At 57.1% G+C, this 20,988-nt stretch carries 22 protein-coding genes; all 22 read right to left on the bottom strand.

Annotated elements, in window-relative coordinates:
* Nucleotide 1 precedes the first annotated feature (1 nt).
* Nucleotides 2-769 (bottom strand): DeoR/GlpR family DNA-binding transcription regulator, encoded by a 768-nt coding sequence (locus GV818_RS12865; RefSeq protein WP_161752534.1) that lies wholly within the window; start codon nt 767-769, stop codon nt 2-4.
* A gap of 169 nt (nt 770-938) precedes the next feature.
* Nucleotides 939-2,306: a bifunctional UDP-N-acetylglucosamine diphosphorylase/glucosamine-1-phosphate N-acetyltransferase GlmU gene (gene glmU / locus GV818_RS12860; RefSeq protein ID WP_161776716.1), complete on the bottom strand. Its 1,368-nt coding sequence runs from the start codon at nt 2,304-2,306 to the stop codon at nt 939-941.
* Nucleotides 2,307-2,420: 114 nt separating this feature from the next.
* On the bottom strand, nt 2,421-2,846 hold the full coding sequence (locus GV818_RS12855) for a F0F1 ATP synthase subunit epsilon (RefSeq protein WP_009041460.1): 426 nt from the start codon (nt 2,844-2,846) through the stop codon (nt 2,421-2,423).
* Nucleotides 2,847-2,891: 45 nt separating this feature from the next.
* Nucleotides 2,892-4,268, bottom strand: a complete 1,377-nt coding sequence (gene atpD / locus GV818_RS12850; protein ID WP_161752530.1) for a F0F1 ATP synthase subunit beta — start codon at nt 4,266-4,268, stop codon at nt 2,892-2,894.
* A gap of 27 nt (nt 4,269-4,295) precedes the next feature.
* Nucleotides 4,296-5,156: a F0F1 ATP synthase subunit gamma gene (gene atpG / locus GV818_RS12845; RefSeq protein ID WP_011064382.1), complete on the bottom strand. Its 861-nt coding sequence runs from the start codon at nt 5,154-5,156 to the stop codon at nt 4,296-4,298.
* Between the two features lie 50 nt (nt 5,157-5,206).
* Complete coding sequence (atpA, locus tag GV818_RS12840) at nt 5,207-6,751, bottom strand: F0F1 ATP synthase subunit alpha (protein WP_161752528.1); 1,545 nt, start codon at nt 6,749-6,751, stop codon at nt 5,207-5,209.
* A 21-nt stretch (nt 6,752-6,772) separates the two neighbouring features.
* On the bottom strand, nt 6,773-7,309 hold the full coding sequence (locus GV818_RS12835) for a F0F1 ATP synthase subunit delta (protein ID WP_161752526.1): 537 nt from the start codon (nt 7,307-7,309) through the stop codon (nt 6,773-6,775).
* A gap of 12 nt (nt 7,310-7,321) precedes the next feature.
* Complete coding sequence (locus GV818_RS12830) at nt 7,322-7,792, bottom strand: F0F1 ATP synthase subunit B (protein WP_161752524.1); 471 nt, start codon at nt 7,790-7,792, stop codon at nt 7,322-7,324.
* A 57-nt stretch (nt 7,793-7,849) separates the two neighbouring features.
* The gene (atpE, locus tag GV818_RS12825; protein ID WP_002555987.1) at nt 7,850-8,107 is read right to left on the bottom strand and encodes a F0F1 ATP synthase subunit C; all 258 of its coding nucleotides are present in this window, start codon (nt 8,105-8,107) and stop codon (nt 7,850-7,852) included.
* 133 nt (nt 8,108-8,240) lie between these two features.
* On the bottom strand, nt 8,241-9,113 hold the full coding sequence (atpB, locus tag GV818_RS12820; RefSeq protein ID WP_161752522.1) for a F0F1 ATP synthase subunit A: 873 nt from the start codon (nt 9,111-9,113) through the stop codon (nt 8,241-8,243).
* A gap of 16 nt (nt 9,114-9,129) precedes the next feature.
* The gene (locus GV818_RS12815) at nt 9,130-9,537 is read right to left on the bottom strand and encodes a F0F1 ATP synthase subunit I (protein ID WP_161776715.1); all 408 of its coding nucleotides are present in this window, start codon (nt 9,535-9,537) and stop codon (nt 9,130-9,132) included.
* Between the two features lie 148 nt (nt 9,538-9,685).
* Entirely contained in the window at nt 9,686-10,558 is an 873-nt protein-coding gene (locus GV818_RS12810) for a ParB/RepB/Spo0J family partition protein (RefSeq protein WP_161752518.1), read from the bottom strand.
* Between the two features lie 9 nt (nt 10,559-10,567).
* The gene (locus GV818_RS12805; protein ID WP_161752516.1) at nt 10,568-11,365 is read right to left on the bottom strand and encodes a ParA family protein; all 798 of its coding nucleotides are present in this window, start codon (nt 11,363-11,365) and stop codon (nt 10,568-10,570) included.
* An 18-nt stretch (nt 11,366-11,383) separates the two neighbouring features.
* On the bottom strand, nt 11,384-12,028 hold the full coding sequence (rsmG, locus tag GV818_RS12800) for a 16S rRNA (guanine(527)-N(7))-methyltransferase RsmG (protein WP_161752514.1): 645 nt from the start codon (nt 12,026-12,028) through the stop codon (nt 11,384-11,386).
* Nucleotides 12,025-13,917 carry a tRNA uridine-5-carboxymethylaminomethyl(34) synthesis enzyme MnmG gene (gene mnmG / locus GV818_RS12795; RefSeq protein ID WP_161752512.1) on the bottom strand — a complete coding sequence of 631 codons (1,893 nt, stop codon included), beginning with the start codon at nt 13,915-13,917 and terminating at the stop codon, nt 12,025-12,027. The genes rsmG and mnmG overlap by 4 nt, the downstream gene beginning before the upstream one ends.
* A 540-nt stretch (nt 13,918-14,457) precedes the next feature.
* Nucleotides 14,458-15,270: a phytanoyl-CoA dioxygenase family protein gene (locus tag GV818_RS12790; RefSeq protein WP_161752511.1), complete on the bottom strand. Its 813-nt coding sequence runs from the start codon at nt 15,268-15,270 to the stop codon at nt 14,458-14,460.
* A gap of 4 nt (nt 15,271-15,274) precedes the next feature.
* On the bottom strand, nt 15,275-16,678 hold the full coding sequence (locus GV818_RS12785) for an amino acid permease (RefSeq protein WP_161776714.1): 1,404 nt from the start codon (nt 16,676-16,678) through the stop codon (nt 15,275-15,277).
* A gap of 345 nt (nt 16,679-17,023) precedes the next feature.
* Nucleotides 17,024-18,394: a tRNA uridine-5-carboxymethylaminomethyl(34) synthesis GTPase MnmE gene (gene mnmE / locus GV818_RS12780; protein WP_161776713.1), complete on the bottom strand. Its 1,371-nt coding sequence runs from the start codon at nt 18,392-18,394 to the stop codon at nt 17,024-17,026.
* 79 nt (nt 18,395-18,473) lie between these two features.
* The gene (gene yidC, locus GV818_RS12775; RefSeq protein WP_161776712.1) at nt 18,474-20,171 is read right to left on the bottom strand and encodes a membrane protein insertase YidC; all 1,698 of its coding nucleotides are present in this window, start codon (nt 20,169-20,171) and stop codon (nt 18,474-18,476) included.
* 2 nt (nt 20,172-20,173) lie between these two features.
* Nucleotides 20,174-20,419 (bottom strand): membrane protein insertion efficiency factor YidD, encoded by a 246-nt coding sequence (yidD, locus tag GV818_RS12770; RefSeq protein ID WP_010465488.1) that lies wholly within the window; start codon nt 20,417-20,419, stop codon nt 20,174-20,176.
* Complete coding sequence (gene rnpA / locus GV818_RS12765) at nt 20,412-20,813, bottom strand: ribonuclease P protein component (protein ID WP_368668858.1); 402 nt, start codon at nt 20,811-20,813, stop codon at nt 20,412-20,414. The genes yidD and rnpA overlap by 8 nt, the downstream gene beginning before the upstream one ends.
* A 16-nt stretch (nt 20,814-20,829) precedes the next feature.
* Nucleotides 20,830-20,964 (bottom strand): 50S ribosomal protein L34, encoded by a 135-nt coding sequence (gene rpmH / locus GV818_RS12760; protein ID WP_003213577.1) that lies wholly within the window; start codon nt 20,962-20,964, stop codon nt 20,830-20,832.
* Nucleotides 20,965-20,988: the final 24 nt, after the last annotated feature.

Genomic DNA, 20,988 nt, shown 5'->3' with positions numbered 1-20,988 from the left:
CCTAGCTGACAGCCGCGCAAATCAAAGTTATGCCGCGGGCCTGAATCTGGTCGCGGACCTCAAAGGGCAGGCGATCATCGGTAATAAGGGTATGGATGCTGCTCCACGGCAGCTCCAGGTTGGGAATCTTGCGGCCGATCTTGTCGGATTCGACCATCACCACCACTTCACGGGCCACTTCGGCCATCACTCGGCTCAATCCCAGCAGCTCGTTGAAGGTGGTGGTGCCACGGGCCAGGTCGATGCCGTCGGCACCGATAAACAGTTGGTCGAAGTCGTAAGAGCGTAGAACCTGTTCGGCCACCTGGCCCTGGAAGGACTCGGAGTGCGGGTCCCAGGTGCCGCCGGTCATCAACAGCACCGGTTCATGCTCCAACTCGCTCAGGGCGTTGGCTACATGCAGCGAGTTGGTCATGACCACCAGCCCGGGCTGCAGGCCCAGTTGGGGAATCATCGCGGCGGTGGTGCTGCCACTGTCGATGATGATTCGGGCGTGTTCACGGATACGCTGCACCGCAGCCCGGGCGATGGCCTGCTTGAAAAGGGATACCGGTTGGCCAAGGTCGCTGACCAGTTCCTGGGGCATGGTAATCGCGCCGCCGTAACGGCGCAGCAGCAAGCCATTGCTCTCCAGGGCAGCCAGGTCCTTTCGAATCGTAACTTCCGAAGTTTCGAAACGTTTGGCCAACTCGTCGACACTCACTTCACCCTGTTCATTGAGCAAGGCAAGGATATTGTGACGACGCTGGGGCGTATTGCGCTTCGACATGGAGGCTCTAAGTTTCGATTCGAAAGATAATGCGCGCATTTAAAACCCATGATCGAAACTTCGTCAAGCGCGGAGGTGAAAAAAATCGCTGGCGCGGCATTCGCCGGCAAGCCGGCTCCTACACCGATCGGTAGGAGCCGGCTTGCCGGCGAAAGAGTTGTGGATAACTTCAGCCCTTGGTGATTTTCTCCGGCCGCTTCCAGCCGTCGATGTTCTTCTGCCGCGCCCGACCCACTGCAAGCTGGGCTTGTGCGACATCCTGGGTGATGGTGGAACCGGCAGCCGTGGTGGCCCCGGAAGAGATATCCACAGGCGCCACCAACGAGTTGTTGGAGCCGATGAACACGTCCTCGCCCATCACCGTCTTGTGCTTGTTCACCCCGTCGTAGTTGCAGGTGATGGTGCCGGCGCCGATGTTGGTGCGGGCGCCGATCACTGCATCCCCCAGGTAGCTCAGGTGGCCGGCCTTGGCGCCCTGGCCCAGGTGAGCGTTCTTCAGTTCAACGAAGTTACCCACATGGGCCTTGGCCTCCAGCACGGTGCCGGGACGCAGGCGCGCGAACGGCCCGGCATCGCTGCCCTCGCCGAGCACAGCGCCGTCGAGATGACTATTGGCCTTGATCACCACGCCCTTACGCAGGGTGCTGTCCTTGATCACGCAGTTGGGGCCGATCACTACGTCGTCCTCGATCACCACCCGGCCTTCGAGGATCACGTTGATGTCGATCAGCACATCGCGACCCACAGTGACCTCGCCGCGTACATCGAAACGCGCCGGGTCGCGCAAGGTCACGCCCTGGGCCATCAGCCGGCGAGCAGCACGCAGTTGGTAGTGCCGCTCCAGCTCCGCCAGTTGCTTGCGGTCGTTGGCGCCCTGCACTTCCATGGCGTCGTGCGGTTGCTCGGTGGCGACGATCAGGCCGTCGCTGACCGCCATGGCGATCACGTCGGTCAGGTAGTACTCGCCCTGGACGTTGTTGTTCGACAAGCGGCTCATCCAGTCACCCAGCCGATGAGTCGGGACCGCGAGGATGCCGGTATTGCCTTCGGTGATCGCCCGTTCGGCATCATTGGCGTCTTTTTGCTCAACGATGGCCATTACCTGGCCTTCGGCGTTACGCACAATACGCCCGTAGCCGGTCGGATCGTCCAGCTCGACGGTGAGCAGGCCCAGTTGTTCGGAACCGACCTTTTTGAGCAGGCGTTGCAGAGTCTCGACTTCAATCAGCGGTACGTCGCCATAGAGGATCAGCAACGTGTCTGCGGTAATGAAGGGTACGGCTTGAGCCACGGCATGACCGGTGCCCAGTTGCTTGTCCTGCAGCACGAAATTCAGGTCATCTGCGGCCAGACGTTCACGAACCGCGTCCGCACCATGGCCGATCACCACATGGATCTTTTGTGGATCAAGTTGCCGGGCGCTGTGGATAACATGCCCCAGCATGGAGTTGCCGGCGACCGGGTGAAGGACCTTCGGCAGCGCCGAGCGCATGCGGGTGCCTTGACCGGCAGCGAGGATAACGATTTCGAGAGACATGACTGGCTACCAATCCTGGGTGGTCAGCGACTGTGACCGGGGGGTGAATTGCAGAAAAAGAAAAAGGGTAGCCGAGGCTACCCTTTTTAATCAATCACGCATGGAGCGAGCGGCTTAGCCGCCGAACTTCTTGCGGATCTGCTGGACGGTACGCAGCTGAGCTGCGGCCTCGGCCAGACGTGCAGCAGCAGAACCGTAGTCGAAATCTGCGCCTTTTTCATTCAGGGCCTTCTCAGCAGCCTTGACGGCTTCCTGAGCGGAGGCTTCGTCCAGGTCGGCAGCACGTTGCACGGTGTCGGCAAGAACCTTGACCATGTTCGGCTGAACCTCGAGGAAACCACCGGAGATGTAGAACACCTCAGCTTCCCCGCCCTGCTTGATCAAGCGGATCGGACCTGGTTTCAGATTAGTGATCAGCGGTGCGTGACCCAGAGCGATACCAAGATCACCCAGTTCGCCGTGCGCGATCACCATCTCGACCAGACCGGAGAAAATCTCTCCTTCCGCGCTGACGATATCGCAATGGACTGTCATAGCCATCTGCTTGCCTCAACCTAAATTAGCGCCCGTTGCCGGGCGCCTGGATTACAGTTTCTTGGCTTTCTCGATCGCTTCTTCGATGCCGCCGACCATGTAGAACGCTTGTTCTGGCAGGTGGTCGTAGTCACCGTTGAGGATGCCTTTGAAGCCAGCAATGGTGTCTTTCAGGGAAACGTATTTACCCGAAGCACCGGTGAAGACTTCAGCCACGAAGAACGGTTGCGACAAGAAGCGCTGGATCTTACGAGCACGGGATACCAACTGCTTGTCGGCTTCCGACAGCTCGTCCATACCCAGGATCGCAATGATGTCCTTCAGCTCTTTGTAGCGCTGCAGCACGTACTGAACGCCGCGAGCGGTGTCGTAGTGCTCCTGGCCGATCACGTTCGGATCCAGCTGACGCGAAGTCGAGTCCAGTGGGTCTACCGCTGGGTAGATACCCAGGGAAGCGATGTCACGGGACAGAACGACAGTGGCGTCCAAGTGGGCGAAGGTGGTCGCTGGCGACGGGTCGGTCAAGTCATCCGCAGGTACGTATACCGCTTGGATCGAAGTGATCGAACCTTCCTTGGTCGAAGTGATGCGCTCTTGCAGCACGCCCATCTCTTCAGCCAGGGTCGGCTGGTAACCTACAGCCGAAGGCATACGGCCCAGCAGTGCGGATACTTCAGTACCGGCCAGGGTGTAACGATAGATGTTGTCGACGAACAGCAGAACGTCGTTACCTTCGTCACGGAACTTCTCGGCCATGGTCAGGCCGGTCAGGGCTACGCGCAGACGGTTACCCGGCGGCTCGTTCATCTGACCGTAAACCAGTGCCACTTTGTCCAGAACGTTGGAATCCTTCATCTCGTGGTAGAAGTCGTTACCCTCACGAGTACGCTCACCCACACCGGCGAACACGGAATAACCGCTGTGCTCGATGGCGATGTTACGGATCAGTTCCATCATGTTTACGGTCTTGCCTACACCGGCACCACCGAACAGACCAACCTTGCCGCCTTTGGCAAACGGGCAAACCAGGTCGATAACCTTGATGCCGGTTTCCAGCAGGTCGTTGCCGCCTGCCTGGTCTGCGAAAGATGGTGCAGCGCGGTGAATACCCCAGCGCTCGTCGGTGTCGATCGGACCAGCTTCGTCGATCGGGTTGCCCAGAACGTCCATGATCCGGCCCAGGGTCGCTTTACCGACCGGTACGGAGATGGCTGCCTTGGTGTCGATAACGTCCAGACCGCGCTTCAAGCCTTCGGTGGAACCCATCGCAATGGTACGAACCACGCCGTCGCCCAGCTGTTGCTGAACTTCCAGAGTGGTTTCCGCGCCTTGAACTTTCAGCGCGTTGTAGATGCTCGGTACGCTGTCGCGTGGAAATTCCACGTCGATAACGGCGCCGATGATTTGAACGATACGTCCGCTACTCATAGCTGGATCCTCTGAATATTTGAACCGTTAAACCGCGGCAGCGCCGCCGACGATTTCCGAGATCTCTTGGGTGATCGCAGCCTGACGCGCCTTGTTGTAGATCAGCTGCAAATCGCTGATCAGATCACCGGCGTTGTCGGTAGCGTTCTTCATTGCGATCATCCGCGCGGCTTGTTCAGCTGCGTTGTTCTCGACCACCGCCTGGTAGACCTGCGACTCCACGTAACGGACCATCAAGCCGTCCAGCAGCTCCTTGGCATCCGGTTCATAGAGATAGTCCCAGTGGTGCTTGAGTTCTTGATCCGGGGTTGCCTCCAGTGGAATCAACTGCTCCACGGTCGGCTGCTGGGTCATGGTGTTGATGAACTTGTTGGATACCACGGACAGGCGGTCAATCCGGCCTTCCAGGTACGCATCCAGCATCACCTTGACGCTGCCGATCAGGTCATTGATCGACGGTTCTTCACCCAGATGGCTGATAGCTGCAACGACGTTACCGCCGAAGTTGCGGAAGAAGGCCGCACCCTTGCTACCGACCACACACAGATCGATCTCGACGCCTTGTTCGCGGTTTACCGCCATGTCCTTGACCAGGGCCTTGAACAGGTTGGTGTTCAAGCCACCACACAGACCACGGTCACTGCTCACCACAACGTAACCGACGCGCTTGATAGCACGGTCGATCATGAATGGGTGACGATATTCCGGGTTGGCGTTGGCCAGATGACCAATAACCTGGCGGATGCGCTCCGCATAAGGACGGCTAGCAGCCATGCGCATTTGTGCCTTGCGCATTTTGCTGACCGCCACTTTTTCCATGGCGCTGGTAATTTTTTGCGTGCTTTTGATGCTCGCAATCTTACTGCGAATCTCTTTTGCGCCTGCCATGTAACACCTATCAGGTTAGCAAGCGGGAGCCTTGCGGCTCCCGCTGCGGCTTACCAGGTTTGGGTGGCTTTGAACTTCTCGATACCGGCTTTGAGGCCAGCGTCGATTTCGTCATTGAAGTCACCCTTCACGTTGATCTTCGCCATCAATTCGGCGTGATCGCGGTTGAAGTAAGCAATCATGGCCTGTTCGAAGCTACCAACTTTGGCAATCTCGACGTCCGTCAGGAAGCCACGTTCAGCGGCATACAGGGACAAGGACATGTCGGCGATGGACATCGGCGCGTATTGCTTCTGCTTCATCAGCTCGGTAACGCGCTGACCATGCTCAAGTTGCTTGCGGGTCGCTTCGTCCAGGTCAGAAGCGAACTGGGCGAATGCCGCCAGTTCACGGTACTGAGCCAGAGCGGTACGGATACCACCGGAGAGCTTCTTGATGATCTTGGTCTGAGCGGCACCACCCACACGGGATACCGAAACACCGGCGTTCACAGCTGGACGGATGCCAGAGTTGAACATGGCCGATTCCAGGAAGATCTGACCGTCGGTGATGGAAATCACGTTGGTCGGAACGAACGCGGAAACGTCGCCAGCTTGAGTTTCGATGATCGGCAGTGCGGTCAGGGAACCGGTTTTGCCGGTCACTGCGCCGTTGGTGAACTTCTCTACGTACTCTTCGGAAACGCGAGATGCGCGCTCCAGCAGACGGGAGTGGAGATAGAACACGTCGCCTGGGTAAGCTTCACGGCCTGGTGGACGGCGCAGCAGCAGGGAAATCTGGCGGTAAGCCACTGCTTGCTTGGACAGATCGTCATAAACGATCAGCGCGTCTTCACCGCGGTCGCGGAAGTACTCGCCCATGGTGCAACCGGAGTACGGTGCCAGGAACTGCAGCGCAGGAGATTCCGAAGCACTGGCAGCCACGATGATCGTGTTGGCCAAGGCGCCGTTTTCTTCCAGTTTGCGAACCACGTTGGCGATGGTCGATTGTTTCTGACCGATTGCTACGTAGACGCAGAAGATGCCGCTGTCTTTCTGGTTGATGATCGCGTCGATCGCCAGAGCGGTTTTACCGATCTGACGGTCACCGATGATCAGCTCACGCTGGCCACGGCCGACAGGAATCATGGCATCGACAGCCTTGTAGCCAGTCTGTACAGGCTGGTCTACCGACTTACGCCAGATCACGCCTGGAGCAACTTTCTCGACCGCATCGGTCTCGGTGTTGTTCAGCGGACCTTTGCCGTCAACTGGGTTACCCAATGCATCGACTACGCGACCCAGCAGTTCCTTACCAACCGGAACTTCGAGGATGCGGCCAGTGCACTTGGCGCTCATGCCTTCAGCCAGAGACTGGTAAGCGCCCAATACAACGGCACCTACAGAGTCTTGCTCAAGGTTGAGGGCCATACCGTAGACACCGCCCGGAAACTCGATCATCTCGCCGTACATGACGTCGGCCAGACCGTGAATCCGCACGATACCGTCAGAAACGCTGACGACTGTGCCTTCGTTACGGGCTTGGGAGGTCACATCGAGCTTGTCGATGCGGCCCTTGATAATTTCACTTATTTCGGAAGGATTGAGTTGCTGCATTGCTCTGCTGCCCCTTCAAACTCAAGATTTCAATGCTTCGGCAAGGTTCGCGAGTTTGCCGCGAATCGAGCCATCGATAACCAGGTCGCCGGCGCGGATTACGACGCCACCAATCAAGCTGGCATCCTCCGCAGCGTGCAGTCGCACTTCCCGGCCGAGCCGTGCACTGAGAACCTTGGCGAGTTTGTCTTGCTGTTCTTGGTTCAATGCGTAAGCACTGGTGACGTCCACATCTACCGACTTCTCTTGTTCAGCCTTGTACAGGTCGAACAGAGCCGAGATCTCCGGCAATAGCAGGAGACGGTCGTTTTCGGCGGCAATGTGAATGAAATTCTGTGCCTGTGCATCAAACTTGTCGCCACACACTTCGATAAAAGTGTTGGCCTTTTCTGCGCTCGTCAGTCGCGGGGCCTTAAGCACGCGCTGCATGGTGTCATCTTGTGACACCGCTGCAGCCAGGCCGAGCATGGCTGACCAAGAGGCCAGCTGCTGGTGGGCCTGAGCGTGCTCGAAGGCCGCCTTAGCGTAAGGTCGGGCCAACGTGGTCAATTCTGCCATGATCGCCCTCGCTTAAATTTCAGCAGCCAGTTTGTTAACCAGCTCTGCGTGCGCGTTTTGATCGATTGTGGCACCCAGGATCTTCTCTGCGCCATTGACTGCCAGGCTACCCAGTTGGGCACGCAGCGCGTCTTTGACACCGTTCAGTTCCTGTTCGATCTCGGCCTGAGCCTGAGCCTTCACACGATCAGCTTCGACACGAGCCTGTTCACGGGCTTCGTCGACGATCTGAGAACCGCGCTTCTTGGCTTGCTCAATGATTTCAGCTGCCTGAGCTTTAGCTTCGCGCAGTTGCTGACCCGCTTTATCTTGGGCCAGCTCCAGGTCACGAGCTGCTCGGCTGGCAGCGTCCAATCCATCCGCGATCTTCTTTTGACGTTCGTGCAAAGCAGCAATGACCGGAGGCCAAATGAACTTCATGCAGAACAATACAAAAATTAAGAACGCAACGGACTGGCCAATCAGGGTTGCATTAATGTTCACGCCAACACCTCGCTCGTTCGTTGTCCGTCACACCAATCAACTCGAATAATCGAGTGATTAGCCAGCGAGTTGACCAACGAAGGGGTTTGCGAAGGTGAAGAACAGAGCGATACCAACACCGATCATGGTTACGGCGTCGAGCAGACCGGCAACGATGAACATTTTAACTTGCAGCATTGGAACCATTTCTGGCTGACGCGCTGCGCCTTCCAGGAACTTGCCGCCCAACAGGCCGAAACCAATTGCGGTACCCAGTGCGCCCAGGCCGATCAACAGTGCAACAGCGATAGCGGTTAGACCAACTACAGTTTCCATCTTTCCTCCCGACTTTTACGTCGTATGGTTTAGGTTTTTTAGATTAAAGCGGTAAAACAAATCGTTTCATCGAGCCCGAGAAGGGCCCCCTCTCGCCGCAACGAGAGGGACATCAGACTAGTCGAGACTGGTCTTAATGGTTCTCTTCGTGCGCCATCGACAGGTAGACGATGGTCAGCATCATGAAGATGAATGCCTGCAGGGTGATGATCAGGATGTGGAACACTGCCCACGCCCATTGCAGAACCACACCCAGGCCGCTGAGCCACAGCAGGCCACTGCCGAACATCACCGCGATCAGGATGAACACCAGTTCGCCGGCATACATGTTGCCGAACAGACGCAGTGCCAGAGAGATCGGCTTGGCAATCAGGGTCACGAATTCCAGCAGGAAGTTCACCGGAATCAACAGCGCCTGAACCACAATGTTCTTGCTGCCGAACGGGTGCAGGGTCAGTTCGCCGATGAAGCCGCCGATGCCCTTGATCTTGATGCTGTAGAAAATGATCAGCGCGAATACCGACAGGGCCATGCCCAGGGTCGCATTCGGGTCTGTGGTCGATACGGCACGGAATGGAATGTGCGAATCACCGGTGATCAACATGGCCAGTTGTGGAATCCAGTCCACTGGAACCAGGTCGATGGCGTTCATCAGGAACACCCAGACGAAAATGGTCAGTGCCAGCGGCGCGATTACCGGGCTGCGGCCGTGGAAGCTGTCCTTCACGCTGCCATCGACGAAGCCAACCATGACTTCAACGAAGTTCTGCAAAGCGCCCGGCACACCGGAAGTCGCTTTCTTCGCCGCCATGCGGAACAGAAGAATGAAGATCACACCCAGTGCGACAGACCAGCCGAGGGTATCGACGTGGAATGCCCAGAAGCCCATTTCCTTGGCTTCTGCTGCGGAGTGGGCAAAGCCCCAGCTCCCATTGGGTAGCTGACCGAAGGTCAGGTTCTGCAAGTGGTGCTGGATATAGCCCGAAGCGGTTGTTTCTGCTGACATGGTTGCCTCAAACGCCCTAAGGTCTCGAAAGTCTTGTTCTCATTAGCAGGGGAGCGAACCAGCTGACCATCTGGGTCAGCACGAAGACGCCGAATACAGCTAGCGGCGCCAATGGCTTCACACCTGCAAACGTCAGTGCAAACAGCACCGCCGTCAAAATCAATTTGCCCGCCTCACCGGCATAAAAAGACCGGACGATGGCTTGGGCTGCTCGGGCGCCGGAAAACCGAAATGCCCTGCGAGCAAAATACACATTGGGTAGCAAGGCTATCAGTCCTCCGCAAAGGCCTGAATATCCGGCTACGACTCCCCGCCATTGCCAGAGCGCCAGAGCGGCTATCAGTAGAATGACCAACTGCGCCAATAAAACCGGAAAAACCGCCAAGCGATGAAACGGCAAGCGGTTTGGCGTGCGGGTTTCCATCGCTCTTGCTCCTCATGGGTCGGCTGCCAGAATTCAATAACTTGGCATAATTTGTGCCGACAAAATGCGCGCAGAGTATAGGGGCGGTTCAGCCCCTATTCAACTGCCAGGTAGTGATTTCCGACTGCGCGCTACATAAGGAAATGTTTCAGCGGATGTGAGCGAGGACGCCTTGTAGCTCATCCAGGGAGTTGTAGCCAATCACCAACTGCCCTTTGCCCTTCTTACCGTGGCGGATCTGCACCGCAGAGCCCAGGCGCTCGGCCAGGCGCTGCTCGAGACGGGCAATATCCGGGTCTGTCTTGACCGGTTCAGCAGGCTCCTGGTTGCCACTCAACCACTGGCGTACCAGGGCTTCGGTCTGGCGCACAGTGAGGCCTCGTGCGACAACGTGTCGCGCCCCTTCAACCTGTTGATTTTCCGGCAATCCGAGCAATGCACGGGCATGACCCATTTCCAGGTCGCCGTGGGACAGCATGGTCTTGATCACCTCAGGCAAGGCAATCAGGCGCAGCAGGTTGGCTACGCTGACACGGGACTTGCCCACTGCTTCGGCGACCTGCTGCTGAGTCAGCTGGAATTCCTGCTGCAAACGCTGCAGGGCAACTGCCTCTTCGATGGGATTGAGATCTTCGCGCTGGATGTTCTCGATCAGCGCCATGGCGATGGCGGTTTCATCCGGTACATCGCGGACCATTGCCGGGATGGTTTCCTGGCCAGCCTGCTGGCTGGCACGCCAGCGGCGTTCACCGGCGATGATTTCAAAGCGACCGGAACCGATGGGACGCACCACGATCGGCTGCATCACGCCCTGGGCCTTGATGGAGTTAGCCAGTTCCTCCAGCGCCTGGGGGTCCATGTCGCGGCGTGGCTGGTACTTGCCACGCTGGATCAGGTCCAGCGGCAGGTGTTGCAGCTCGCGCTGGTCAGCCTGCACCGCTTGTTCTTCCAGTGCACTGACAGTCGGACCACTCAGCAGTGCATCCAGTCCACGTCCGAGACCACGTTTCTTGACGGCCATGGGGATTCCTTAAGTTGGCTGGGCGGCTGCGGCGCGGGATTGTTTACGTTGCCGGCGAACCATCTCGCCCGCCAGGGCCAGATAGGCCAGCGCGCCACGGGATTGTTTGTCGTACGCCAATGCCGGCATGCCGTAACTCGGCGCCTCGGCCAAACGGATGTTGCGCGGAATCACGGTGTCGTACAGCTGCTCACCGAAGTGCTCCTTGAGCTGCGCGGAAACATCGTTCATCAGGCTCAGGCGCGGATCGAACATGGTGCGCAGCAAACCTTCGATCTTCAGCTGAGGATTGAGCAATTCAGCAATGCGCTTGATGTTATCCACAAGGTCGCTCAGGCCTTCCAGTGCGAAGTATTCGCACTGCATGGGGATAATTACCCCGTCGGCGGCCACCAGGGCATTGAGGGTAAGCATCGACAGCGACGGTGGGCAGTCGATCAGAATGTAGTCGTAGTTCTCACGGATAGGCGCCAAAGCACTGCGCAGGCGGCTTTCCTTCATCTGCATTTCCAGCAGGACCACTTCCGCCGCAGTCAGGTCGCGGTTGGCCGGCAGCAGTTGATAACCGCCGTGCTCGGAGAAATGCATGGCCTGGGCCAGGTCGCATTCACCGATCAGCAAGTCATAGACCGAGTTTTCCAAACCGTGTTTATCCACACCGCTACCCATGGTGGCGTTGCCCTGTGGATCAAGATCGATCAACAGCACCCGGCGCTTGGTTGCGACCAGGGATGCTGCGAGGTTGATGCAGGTGGTGGTCTTGCCCACGCCACCTTTTTGGTTCGCTATCGCGAATACCTTAGCCATTCTTGCTTGTGTTCCCAATCATGCCGTGCGGCGCAGTATCAGCAGATGGCGTTGGCCTTGGCAACCAGGTACGGCCAAGGCGTGTTCGCTATCGAGGTGGAAGTCTGCCGGCAATGCTACCAGCTCATCAGCGGGATGAACGCCCTTCATTGCCAGCCAACGTGTATCGCGATCGCCAAGGTGGCGAGTCCAGTTGCTGAAGTTCTCCATGCTGCTGAAAGCCCGGGAGATGATCCCGTTAAACGGCTGTTCCGGCTGGAAAGCTTCAACACGACTGTGGATAACTTGCAGGTTATCCAGTTTCAATTCGAGTTTGACCTGGGTCAGGAAGCGGGTTTTCTTGCCATTGCTGTCCAGGCAGGTCACTTGCGAGTCTGGAAACAGGATAGCCAGCGGAATACCAGGCATCCCGCCGCCACTGCCGACATCCAGCCAGCGGCCATTTTCGATGAAGGACATCACGCTCAGGCTATCGAGCAAGTGGCGCGAAACCATTTCATCCGGATCGCGGACAGCTGTGAGGTTGTAAGCCTTGTTCCATTTGATCAACAGGGCCAGATAACCCAGCAGCAACTCGTGCTGGGTTTGTGTCAGGTTGACACCGAGCTGGCGAGCACCTGTGGATAACTCTTCGGCGTGTTGCGAGGTGACCAACGAACTCAAGCGCTTTGCTCCAACTGACGGCCCGCGCCGCGTTTTTTCAAATGAATCATCAACAGGGAAATCGCCGCAGGCGTCACACCTGGAATACGTGAAGCCTGGCCCAAGGTCTCTGGACGGGTAGCGCCCAACTTGCTCTGGATCTCTTTGGAGAGCCCAGAAATGTTGGTGTAATCGATATCCACAGGCAGCTTGGTGTCTTCACTGGCCCGCAGACGAGCAATCTCATCCTGCTGGCGATCGATGTAACCGGCGTATTTGGTCTTGATTTCAACCTGTTCGGCGACCTGTGGATCTTCTGCGCCCTGCCCGGTCACTTCGACCAGACCAGCGTAGTCGATTTCCGGACGGCTCAGCAGGTTCAGCAGGTTGTATTCGTGAGTCAGCGGCGTACCGAATTTTTCGGCAATGGCATCGCCCTGCTCGGTACCTGGGCGAACCCAGGTGCTTTTCAGACGTTGTTCTTCCAGCGTAATGCTTTCGCGTTTTTTGCAGAACGCAGCCCAGCGAACGTCATCCACCAAACCCAGCTCGCGACCTTTCTCGGTCAGGCGCAGGTCGGCGTTATCTTCACGCAGGATCAGGCGGTATTCAGCGCGGGAAGTGAACATCCGATACGGTTCCTGGGTCCCCAGGGTAATCAGGTCGTCGACCAATACTCCGATGTACGCCTCATCGCGACGCGGGCACCAGCTGTCTTTGCCCTGTGCACGCAATGCTGCGTTGGCGCCAGCCAGCAAACCTTGGGCGCCGGCTTCTTCGTAGCCGGTGGTGCCATTGATTTGCCCGGCAAAGAACAGGCCGCCGATAACTTTGGTTTCCAGGCTGTACTTCAGGTCCCGCGGATCGAAGTAGTCGTACTCGATCGCATAACCAGGACGCACGATATGAGCATTCTCCATACCGCGGATCGACTGGACGATCTGCAACTGCACATCGAACGGCAAGGATGTGGATATCCCGTTCGGGTACAGCTCGTGAGTGGTAAGACCTTCCGGTTCGATAAAGACCTGATGGCTTTCCTTGTCGGCGAAGCGATGGATCTTGTCTTCAATCGACGGGCAGTAACGCGGGCCAATACCTTCGATCACACCGGAATACATCGGCGAACGATCAAGGTTGGAGGCAATGATTTCGTGGGTGCGGGCATTGGTGTGAGTGATCCAGCAGCTGACTTGCTGTGGATGCTGCTCTTTGGACCCCATGAACGACATGACCGGAATTGGCGTATCGCCTGGTTGCTCGGTCATTACCGAGAAATCCACAGAACGCCCATCGATACGCGGTGGGGTACCGGTTTTCAGACGACCGACGCGTAAAGGCAATTCGCGCAGACGCTGAGCCAGGGCAATCGACGGAGGATCACCGGCCCGGCCACCGGAATAGTTCTGCATGCCGATGTGGATAAGTCCACCCAGGAAGGTACCGGTGGTCAACACCACGGACTCTGCGAAGAAACGCAGGCCCATCTGGGTGACCACACCCCGTACCTGATCCTGTTCAACGATCAGGTCATCAGCGGCCTGTTGAAATATCCACAGGTTCGGCTGGTTTTCCAGCGCTTCGCGGACAGCTGCCTTGTACAGAACCCGGTCGGCCTGGGCGCGAGTAGCGCGCACGGCCGGGCCTTTGCGGCTGTTCAATACGCGAAATTGAATACCACCTTTATCTGTAGCCATGGCCATCGCGCCGCCCAGGGCATCGATTTCCTTGACCAGATGGCTTTTACCAATCCCACCGATTGCGGGATTGCAGCTCATTGCTCCGAGGGTTTCCACGTTATGCGTCAGCAACAGGGTTTTTGCCCCCATGCGTGCTGATGCAAGTGCTGCCTCGGTACCGGCATGACCGCCGCCGATGACGATCACTTCAAAACGGGAAGGGAAATCCACCACGCACCTCGTGCCTGCTTCAAGTAGGAGTAATTAGGAATAGTTGTTGGGTTGGTTTTTGGATCAAGGCGGCAAGTATAGGGAGTTCGCCCTTTCTAAAGAACCCTTTGCACAAAATTTAACCAGCTGTGGATGACTCACGGACAATAGAAATTAAAAGAGAGAGATTTATTAAATCTTTGTTTTTATGTTTATTCTTATGCACCACCTTATCTGTGGATAGATTGCTACAGACCTTTATATTCAATGTGTACAGAGAATTTAAACTCTGTGGTTAGGTACTGATGAGCCCCTTGGATAAGCGCTTTAAACCTGTGGATGAATGGGGGTGTTATCCACAGGGGTAGTTATCATCAGTTTTCAGGTCCTGTTATCAACTGAGCTAAAGGGCAGTTATGCACAGGGCTTAATCCACAGAAATGGCCACCCGAGCGCCCACAGCAATACCCTTCGAAGGACCAAGCTCCCGCGAAGATCGAAAAAAACCGTAGGGCAGGCAAAAAAATAGGTCGCCGGAGCGACCTATCTGTGGGTAACCGCTTACTCAGGCCAGAGTTGCGGAAACAACTCATGCTCCAGGGGTGCCCCGGCCGACAATTGCTCGACCAGGCCGGGAAACTCCGGAGACGTGCGCCAGGGCCTAGGAGCATGGCGCATGTCTTCCCCGAGGAAGCGCAGGGAGAACGCCCGTCGCCGTCGATCTCCTCCGACGCCCCCGGCTCCGTGCAGGGTCAGCATGTGAAAAAACACGGCATCTCCGGGCTGCAGTTCCCAGCCAAGAATATTCCACGCCGAACGATCGGCCTCGATATCCGGAAGATCCGCCAGGCTACCTTCCGGAAACCATTTAGCTTGATTGTCGAGAAAGGTTCGGGGCATCAGCCAGGGTCCCAAGTGAGAACCCGCGACAAACTCCAGGGTCGACTCTCGGGCAACCGGGTCCACCGGCATCCACATGCTGCAATTCTGTCGTCCCTCGACGTTGTAGTAAGGCTGATCCTGGTGCCAGGGCGTGCGCTGTCGAGTGTTGGGTTCCTTGACCAGCAAATGATCGTGATACAGCCGGGCTTGTTCACTGTCCATCAACTGCGCTGCCACATGACCGACCCGGCTTTCGAAAATGAACCGCCGATAGGCCGGATTTTCGCTCCAGTTGCAGAAGTCCTCGAAGAACCAGCCAGGATCATCAGGCCGGCTGGCGACCTTGGCCCGTTCGCTGGGAAGTGCCAGGTTGTGCTCGATGCCCTGCTCCAGCAGGGCGACTTCATCAGTGTTGAACAGTTGGCGAATGCAAACCGCACCATCGCGCTGGAAGGCTTCAACAGTAGAACGCGGCAACTCGAATGATCGCATGGGGTTATCCCTTTTCATGAGCTTCAATACCGGCCTCGCTCGCAGCATTGCCCGGTTTTATCCATATCCAATAGGCCAGCGACAGCAGTGCCAGCCAACCCAGTCCTACATACAACGCCAAACGAGTCTCGGGGAATACGCCCAGCACCACGAAAATGAACAGCATGAAGACCACGGTGCAGTACTGGCCAGCGGCCCCCAGCGGCACTGGAAAGTGCAGTGCTTCGATCTCATTGGCGGTCATGCCACGGCGCATGGCCATCTGCGACAGCAGGATCATCAGCCAGACCCAGACCACCGAAAAGGTCACCAGCGAAGCGAAGATCAGGAACAGTTCTTCCGGTACCCAGTAATTGAGTAGTACTGCCAACAGCAGCGCCACTGACATCACCAGCACCGTCATCCAGGGCACGCCGAATTGTGAGGTCCTGGCGAACACTGCTGGGGCCTGGCCAATGGCGGCCATGCCGTACATCATCCGGCCGGCGCTGAAAATGTCGCTGTTGATCGCCGAGACCACTGCAGAAATCACCACGATATTCAGCACAGTGGCCGCCGAGTCTATTCCCAGGCTGCTGAATATCTGCACGAAAGGACTGCCCTGGCTGCCAATGCTCGACCAAGGAAACAATGTCAGCAGAACCAGCAAGGTAAGGACATAGAAGATCAGGATCCGCAGCGGTACCGAGTTGATGGCCTTGGGAATCATGCGTTGCGGATCCTTGGCCTCGCCGGCGGCGATGCCAATCACTTCGATCCCGCCGAACGCGAACATGACAATGCTGAAGGAGGCAATCATGCCCTCCAAGCCATTGGGGAAAAAGCCGCCATAGTTCCAGAGATTTCCCAGCCCCCCACTGCTATGGCCTTCTCCCAACTGGATACCAAACAGCAATACGCAAAACCCGCCAACGATCATCGCGATGATGGCACTGACCTTGAGCAGCGACAGCCAGAACTCCATCTCGCCAAACACCCGCACGCTGCACAGATTCAAGGCACCGATCCCCAGGACGATGCTCAGCACCCAGATCCATCTGGGTGTATCGGGGAACCACAATCCCATGTAGACACCGAAGGCCGTGACATCCGCCAGGCACACCATGAGCATCGAGAAGGCATAGGTCCAACCGGTGAGAAATCCTGCGAAGCGTCCCAGATAGTTGCTGGCATAGTGCCCAAAGGAGCCGGATACCGGGGTTCTGACGGCCATTTCTCCCAAGGCACGCATGGTCAGGTAAATGGCTGCACCACCAATCAGGTAAGCCAGCAGGACCGAAGGGCCGGCCCGCTGGATGGCGGCCGCCGAACCATAGAACAACCCAGTACCGATAGCCGAGCCCAAGGCAATGAAACGAATATGTCGAGTACTCAAGCCACGGTGTAAAGCAGAGCCCACGTTAGCCATGTCTGTTCCTTGAATGCGTTCACATCACGAGCCGGCGTCCATTGGCCGACATGCAGGCTCAATATCAAGATTTTTCCTAGATGTATGAACCTGTACAAAAACAGTGATGCAAATTGGGAACCACTTTGTAAAACCGGCTAACTTCGTCGATTAGTCAGGCATTTACCGATTTAACAGCGATAAACGAGTGATCTATGGATAGAGGCTGTTACTCAAGGTCGCAGGTCCGGAGGTGGATAGCTGCAGGGGGGATAAAGGTAACGCCCGTAGACAGTGCTCCGGGCAAAGTTACCCACAGGCAGAAAACCCCAGCTGTCACCGCCGGGGACTTCGATGAGCCTGTAACTACTTGCCGATGCAGAAGCTGGAGAAAATACGTCCCAGCAGATCATCGGAACTGAATGCCCCAGTGATTTCCCCCAACGACTGCTGGGCCTGGCGTAGATCTTCAGCCAGCAATTCACCGGCCCCGGCCAAGGTCAGTTGCGCCCGGCCATGTTCCAGCGCGGCGCTGGCATAGCGCAGGGCTTCCAGATGCCGGCGGCGGGCACTGAAGCTGCTCTCGGAGGTCTGCTCGTAACCCATGCAGGCCTTGAGATGGTCACGCAACAACTCCAACCCAGCCCCTGCGGACATGGCGCTGAGGCTGATGGTGACGTGGCCATCGTCACAGGTTTCCAGGGCGATGGGTTCGCCAGTCAAATCCGCCTTGTTGCGGATCAGGGTGACCTTGGCCGGATCCGGACGTTGTTCGAGAAACTCTGGCCACAAGGCGAAAGGATCAGCAGCCTCTGCTGCAGTGGCGTCCACTACCAACAGCACCCGGTCGGCTTCGCTGATGGCCTTGAGGGCCCGCTCGACGCCGATTTTTTCCACCTGATCCTCGGTGTCCCGCAGGCCAGCGGTGTCGACCACGTGCAACGGCATGCCATCGATGTGGATATGTTCACGCAGGATGTCCCGCGTGGTGCCGGCGATTTCGGTGACGATAGCGGCCTCACGCCCGGCCAGGGCATTGAGCAAGCTGGATTTTCCCGCGTTCGGCCGGCCAGCAATCACTACCGTCATGCCATCACGGAGCAAGGCGCCTTGACCGGCTTCACGCAGCACTGTGGATAACTCGTCGCGAACCGCATCGAGCATGCTCAATACGTGGCCGTCGGCCAGAAAGTCGATTTCCTCTTCAGGAAAATCAATCGCCGCTTCGACATAGATTCGTAGGGCGATCAGCTGTTCGGTCAACTTATGCACACGCTGGGAGAAGGCTCCCTGCAGCGAGCGCAAGGCATTGCGCGCGGCCTGTGCGGAGCTGGCTTCGATCAGGTCGGCAATCGCCTCGGCCTGAGCCAGGTCGAGTTTGTCATTGAGGAAGGCGCGTTCGCTGAATTCACCCGGCCGGGCCAGACGGCAGCCCAGTTCCAGGCAACGCTGCAGCAGCATGTCGAGAACGATGGGACCGCCGTGCCCCTGGAGCTCCAGCACGTCTTCCCCGGTGAAGGAGTTCGGCCCCGGAAAATACAGGGCAATGCCTTCATCCAGCACCTCTTCCTGCTCACTGAGAAACGCGCCGTAATGGGCAAACCGTGGCTTCAACTCGCGGCCACTGATGGCCTTGGCCGCCGCGCCCGCCAGAGGCCCGGAAATCCGTACGATGCCCACGCCGCCGCGGCCTTGGGCGGTAGCAATAGCGGCGATGGTTTCACGAGGGACATTCATAACCCGACATCCAGACAAAAGTGACAGATAGCAAAACGCCCCACTAGGGGGCGTCTTGTGTGGTTATCCACAGCGTAGGTCAGGCAGCAGCTTTGGTCGCCGCTTCGATCTTACGAGTGATGTACCACTGTTGTGCGATCGACAGGCAGTTGTTCACTACCCAGTACAGCACCAGACCGGCTGGGAACCACAGGAAGAAGAAGGTGAAGATGATCGGCATCATTTTCATCACCTTGGCCTGCATCGGGTCCGGAGGCGTCGGGTTCAGCTGCTGCTGGATGAACATGGTAGCGCCCATGATAATCGGCAGAATGAAGAACGGATCCTTGATCGACAGGTCAGTAATCCACAGCATGAACGGAGCTTGACGCATTTCCACGCTTTCCAGGAGTACCCAGTACAAGGACAGGAAAACCGGCATCTGCACGAGGATTGGCAAGCAACCACCCAGCGGATTGATCTTCTCTTTCTTGTACAGCTCCATCATCGCCTGGGACATTTTCTGACGATCGTCGCCAAACTTTTCCTTCAGCGCAGCCAGTTTCGGCGCCACTGCACGCATACGTGCCATGGACTTGTAGCTGGCGGCCGACAGTGGGAAGAAGATCCCCTTGATCAGCATGGTCAGGAAAATGATCGACCAGCCCCAGTTACCCACCAGGCTGTGGATATGTTGCAGCAGCCAGAAGATTGGCTGAGCAATGAACCACAGGAAGCCGTAATCCACAGTCAATTCCAGACCTGGGGACAACTCTTTCAGCACGGCCTGGCTTTTCGGACCGGCGTACAGAGTGGCGCTGGTTTCAGCCTTGGCACCTGGAGCAACGGTCATCGAAGGGCCGGTGTAGCCGATGATGTAGTTGCCTTTGCTGTCTTTACGCGCCAGGACCTGGTTGTTCTCGCCTTTTGGCGGAATCCAGGCGGTCACGAAGTAGTGTTGCAACCAGGCGACCCAACCACCCTGAACATTTTCAGTGATCGGCGCCTTGGTTTTGTCCTCGTTCACCTTGTCCATGTCTTTCATGGACACTTTTTTGTACGGCTCGGAACTTGTCCACAGGGCTGCGCCCAGGTAAGTCGCGGTGCCGGTGGCGGTGCTGGAGGACGGATCGGAACTGGCGTCGCGCTTGAGCTGGGCGAACATCGCACCGGTCCAAGGTTGAGCGCTTTCGTTGTCGATCAGGTAGGAAACGGTGATGTCATACAAGCCGCGCTTGAGGGTGAAGCGCTTGATGTAGTTGACGCCGTCCTTGCTGAACTTCAGGTCGACCACCAGTTGGTCCTGACCGTCAGCCAGTTGATAACTTTTCTTCTCCGAGGAGTAGACAGGGCGACCAGCTGGGCTGGCGTCCGGGCCATTGCTGCCAATCAGGCCACTTTGTGCCAGATAAGTCCGTTCGTTGCCGTTATCGAACAGCTGGAAAGGAATTTCCGGGTGGTCCTGACGACGTGGATACAGTGGCAAACGCAGTTGTGCGATATCCCCACCTTGTGGATCGACAGCCAAGTCGAGCACATCCGTTTTGATCTGGATGAGATCTTTACTTGCCGCTACCGGCGCTTCGGCGGGTGCAGTGTTGTCGCTTGCTGCGCGCGGAATGTCGTCATTGGCAGCAGAAGTGCCAGTTTGAGTATCCGGCAAGCCCGGAGTGGTCGTGCTGGAAGCAACATTCTGAGTCGGCAGGGCAGCCTGGCCATAATCCTGGTTCCATTGAAGAACCATGACATAGGACACGATTGCCAGGGCGACGATCAGGATCGTGCGTTTGATATCCATGATTACTCGGCCATCGAAGAAGAACGGGAGGTAGGGATAGGTGGAACCGGGTCATAACCACCGGGATTCCACGGATGACAGCGACCTAAACGACGAAAGGTCAGCCAGCCACCGCGCAGAAGGCCATGATTTTCGATGGCTTCATACGCGTAGCAGGAACAACTGGGGTAGAAACGACAGTGACTGGCCATCAGAGGACTAATGGCATAGCGATAAAACTGGATCGGAACGAGGGCCAGTTTACGCATCTGGACTGTCTACCCCTACAGTTTCGGATTTGACTTCTGGTACCGGCTTGCTGCGCGCCAGGCGTTTCCAGAGCTTACCGAAATGCTGAATCAATTCGGGGTTTTCTACATCGCCCAAACCTTTGCGCGCGACGATAACGATATCCCATCCGACCAGTGAATCCTGGTGGAGACGAAACGATTCGCGCATCAGGCGCTTGAGGCGATTGCGCTCAACGGAGAGCTTTACGCTCTTTTTCCCGATCACAAGCCCCAGACGGGGATGATCAAGATCGTTATTGCGCGCAAGGAGCAGGAGATTTTTCCCCGGAACCTTGCCGGTAGGGGAGTCAAAGACCGCCTTGAAGTGCCGGGGAGTAAGCAGACGCTTGTCCCGACTGAAGTCCTGACTCACCTCCAGTACCGGATTATCAAACTGCCAGACGCGCACGACCTTTGGCGCGACGACGCGACAGGACAGCCCGACCGTTCTTGGTAGCCATGCGAGCACGGAAACCGTGGGTACGAGCGCGTTTGATAGTGCTTGGTTGGAAAGTACGTTTCATGTCGTGTTACCTGGTTCGTCCACA

Origin of the sequence: Pseudomonas sp. Fl4BN1, from assembly GCF_009908285.1 — a bacterium.
Lineage (GTDB): Bacteria > Pseudomonadota > Gammaproteobacteria > Pseudomonadales > Pseudomonadaceae > Aquipseudomonas.
This window is presented reverse-complemented; position numbering and strand designations above follow the sequence as displayed.

Coding starts and splice junctions, on each gene's coding strand:
- GV818_RS12865 (WP_161752534.1), bottom strand. CDS start 769: ATGTCGAAGCGCAATACGCCCCAGCGTCGTCACAATATCCTTGCCTTG.
- glmU (WP_161776716.1), bottom strand. CDS start 2,306: ATGTCTCTCGAAATCGTTATCCTCGCTGCCGGTCAAGGCACCCGCATG.
- GV818_RS12855 (WP_009041460.1), bottom strand. CDS start 2,846: ATGGCTATGACAGTCCATTGCGATATCGTCAGCGCGGAAGGAGAGATT.
- atpD (WP_161752530.1), bottom strand. CDS start 4,268: ATGAGTAGCGGACGTATCGTTCAAATCATCGGCGCCGTTATCGACGTG.
- atpG (WP_011064382.1), bottom strand. CDS start 5,156: ATGGCAGGCGCAAAAGAGATTCGCAGTAAGATTGCGAGCATCAAAAGC.
- atpA (WP_161752528.1), bottom strand. CDS start 6,751: ATGCAGCAACTCAATCCTTCCGAAATAAGTGAAATTATCAAGGGCCGC.
- GV818_RS12835 (WP_161752526.1), bottom strand. CDS start 7,309: ATGGCAGAATTGACCACGTTGGCCCGACCTTACGCTAAGGCGGCCTTC.
- atpE (WP_002555987.1), bottom strand. CDS start 8,107: ATGGAAACTGTAGTTGGTCTAACCGCTATCGCTGTTGCACTGTTGATC.
- atpB (WP_161752522.1), bottom strand. CDS start 9,113: ATGTCAGCAGAAACAACCGCTTCGGGCTATATCCAGCACCACTTGCAG.
- GV818_RS12815 (WP_161776715.1), bottom strand. CDS start 9,537: ATGGAAACCCGCACGCCAAACCGCTTGCCGTTTCATCGCTTGGCGGTT.
- GV818_RS12810 (WP_161752518.1), bottom strand. CDS start 10,558: ATGGCCGTCAAGAAACGTGGTCTCGGACGTGGACTGGATGCACTGCTG.
- GV818_RS12805 (WP_161752516.1), bottom strand. CDS start 11,365: ATGGCTAAGGTATTCGCGATAGCGAACCAAAAAGGTGGCGTGGGCAAG.
- GV818_RS12790 (WP_161752511.1), bottom strand. CDS start 15,270: ATGCGATCATTCGAGTTGCCGCGTTCTACTGTTGAAGCCTTCCAGCGC.
- GV818_RS12785 (WP_161776714.1), bottom strand. CDS start 16,678: ATGGCTAACGTGGGCTCTGCTTTACACCGTGGCTTGAGTACTCGACAT.
- mnmE (WP_161776713.1), bottom strand. CDS start 18,394: ATGAATGTCCCTCGTGAAACCATCGCCGCTATTGCTACCGCCCAAGGC.
- yidC (WP_161776712.1), bottom strand. CDS start 20,171: ATGGATATCAAACGCACGATCCTGATCGTCGCCCTGGCAATCGTGTCC.
- yidD (WP_010465488.1), bottom strand. CDS start 20,419: ATGCGTAAACTGGCCCTCGTTCCGATCCAGTTTTATCGCTATGCCATT.
- rpmH (WP_003213577.1), bottom strand. CDS start 20,964: ATGAAACGTACTTTCCAACCAAGCACTATCAAACGCGCTCGTACCCAC.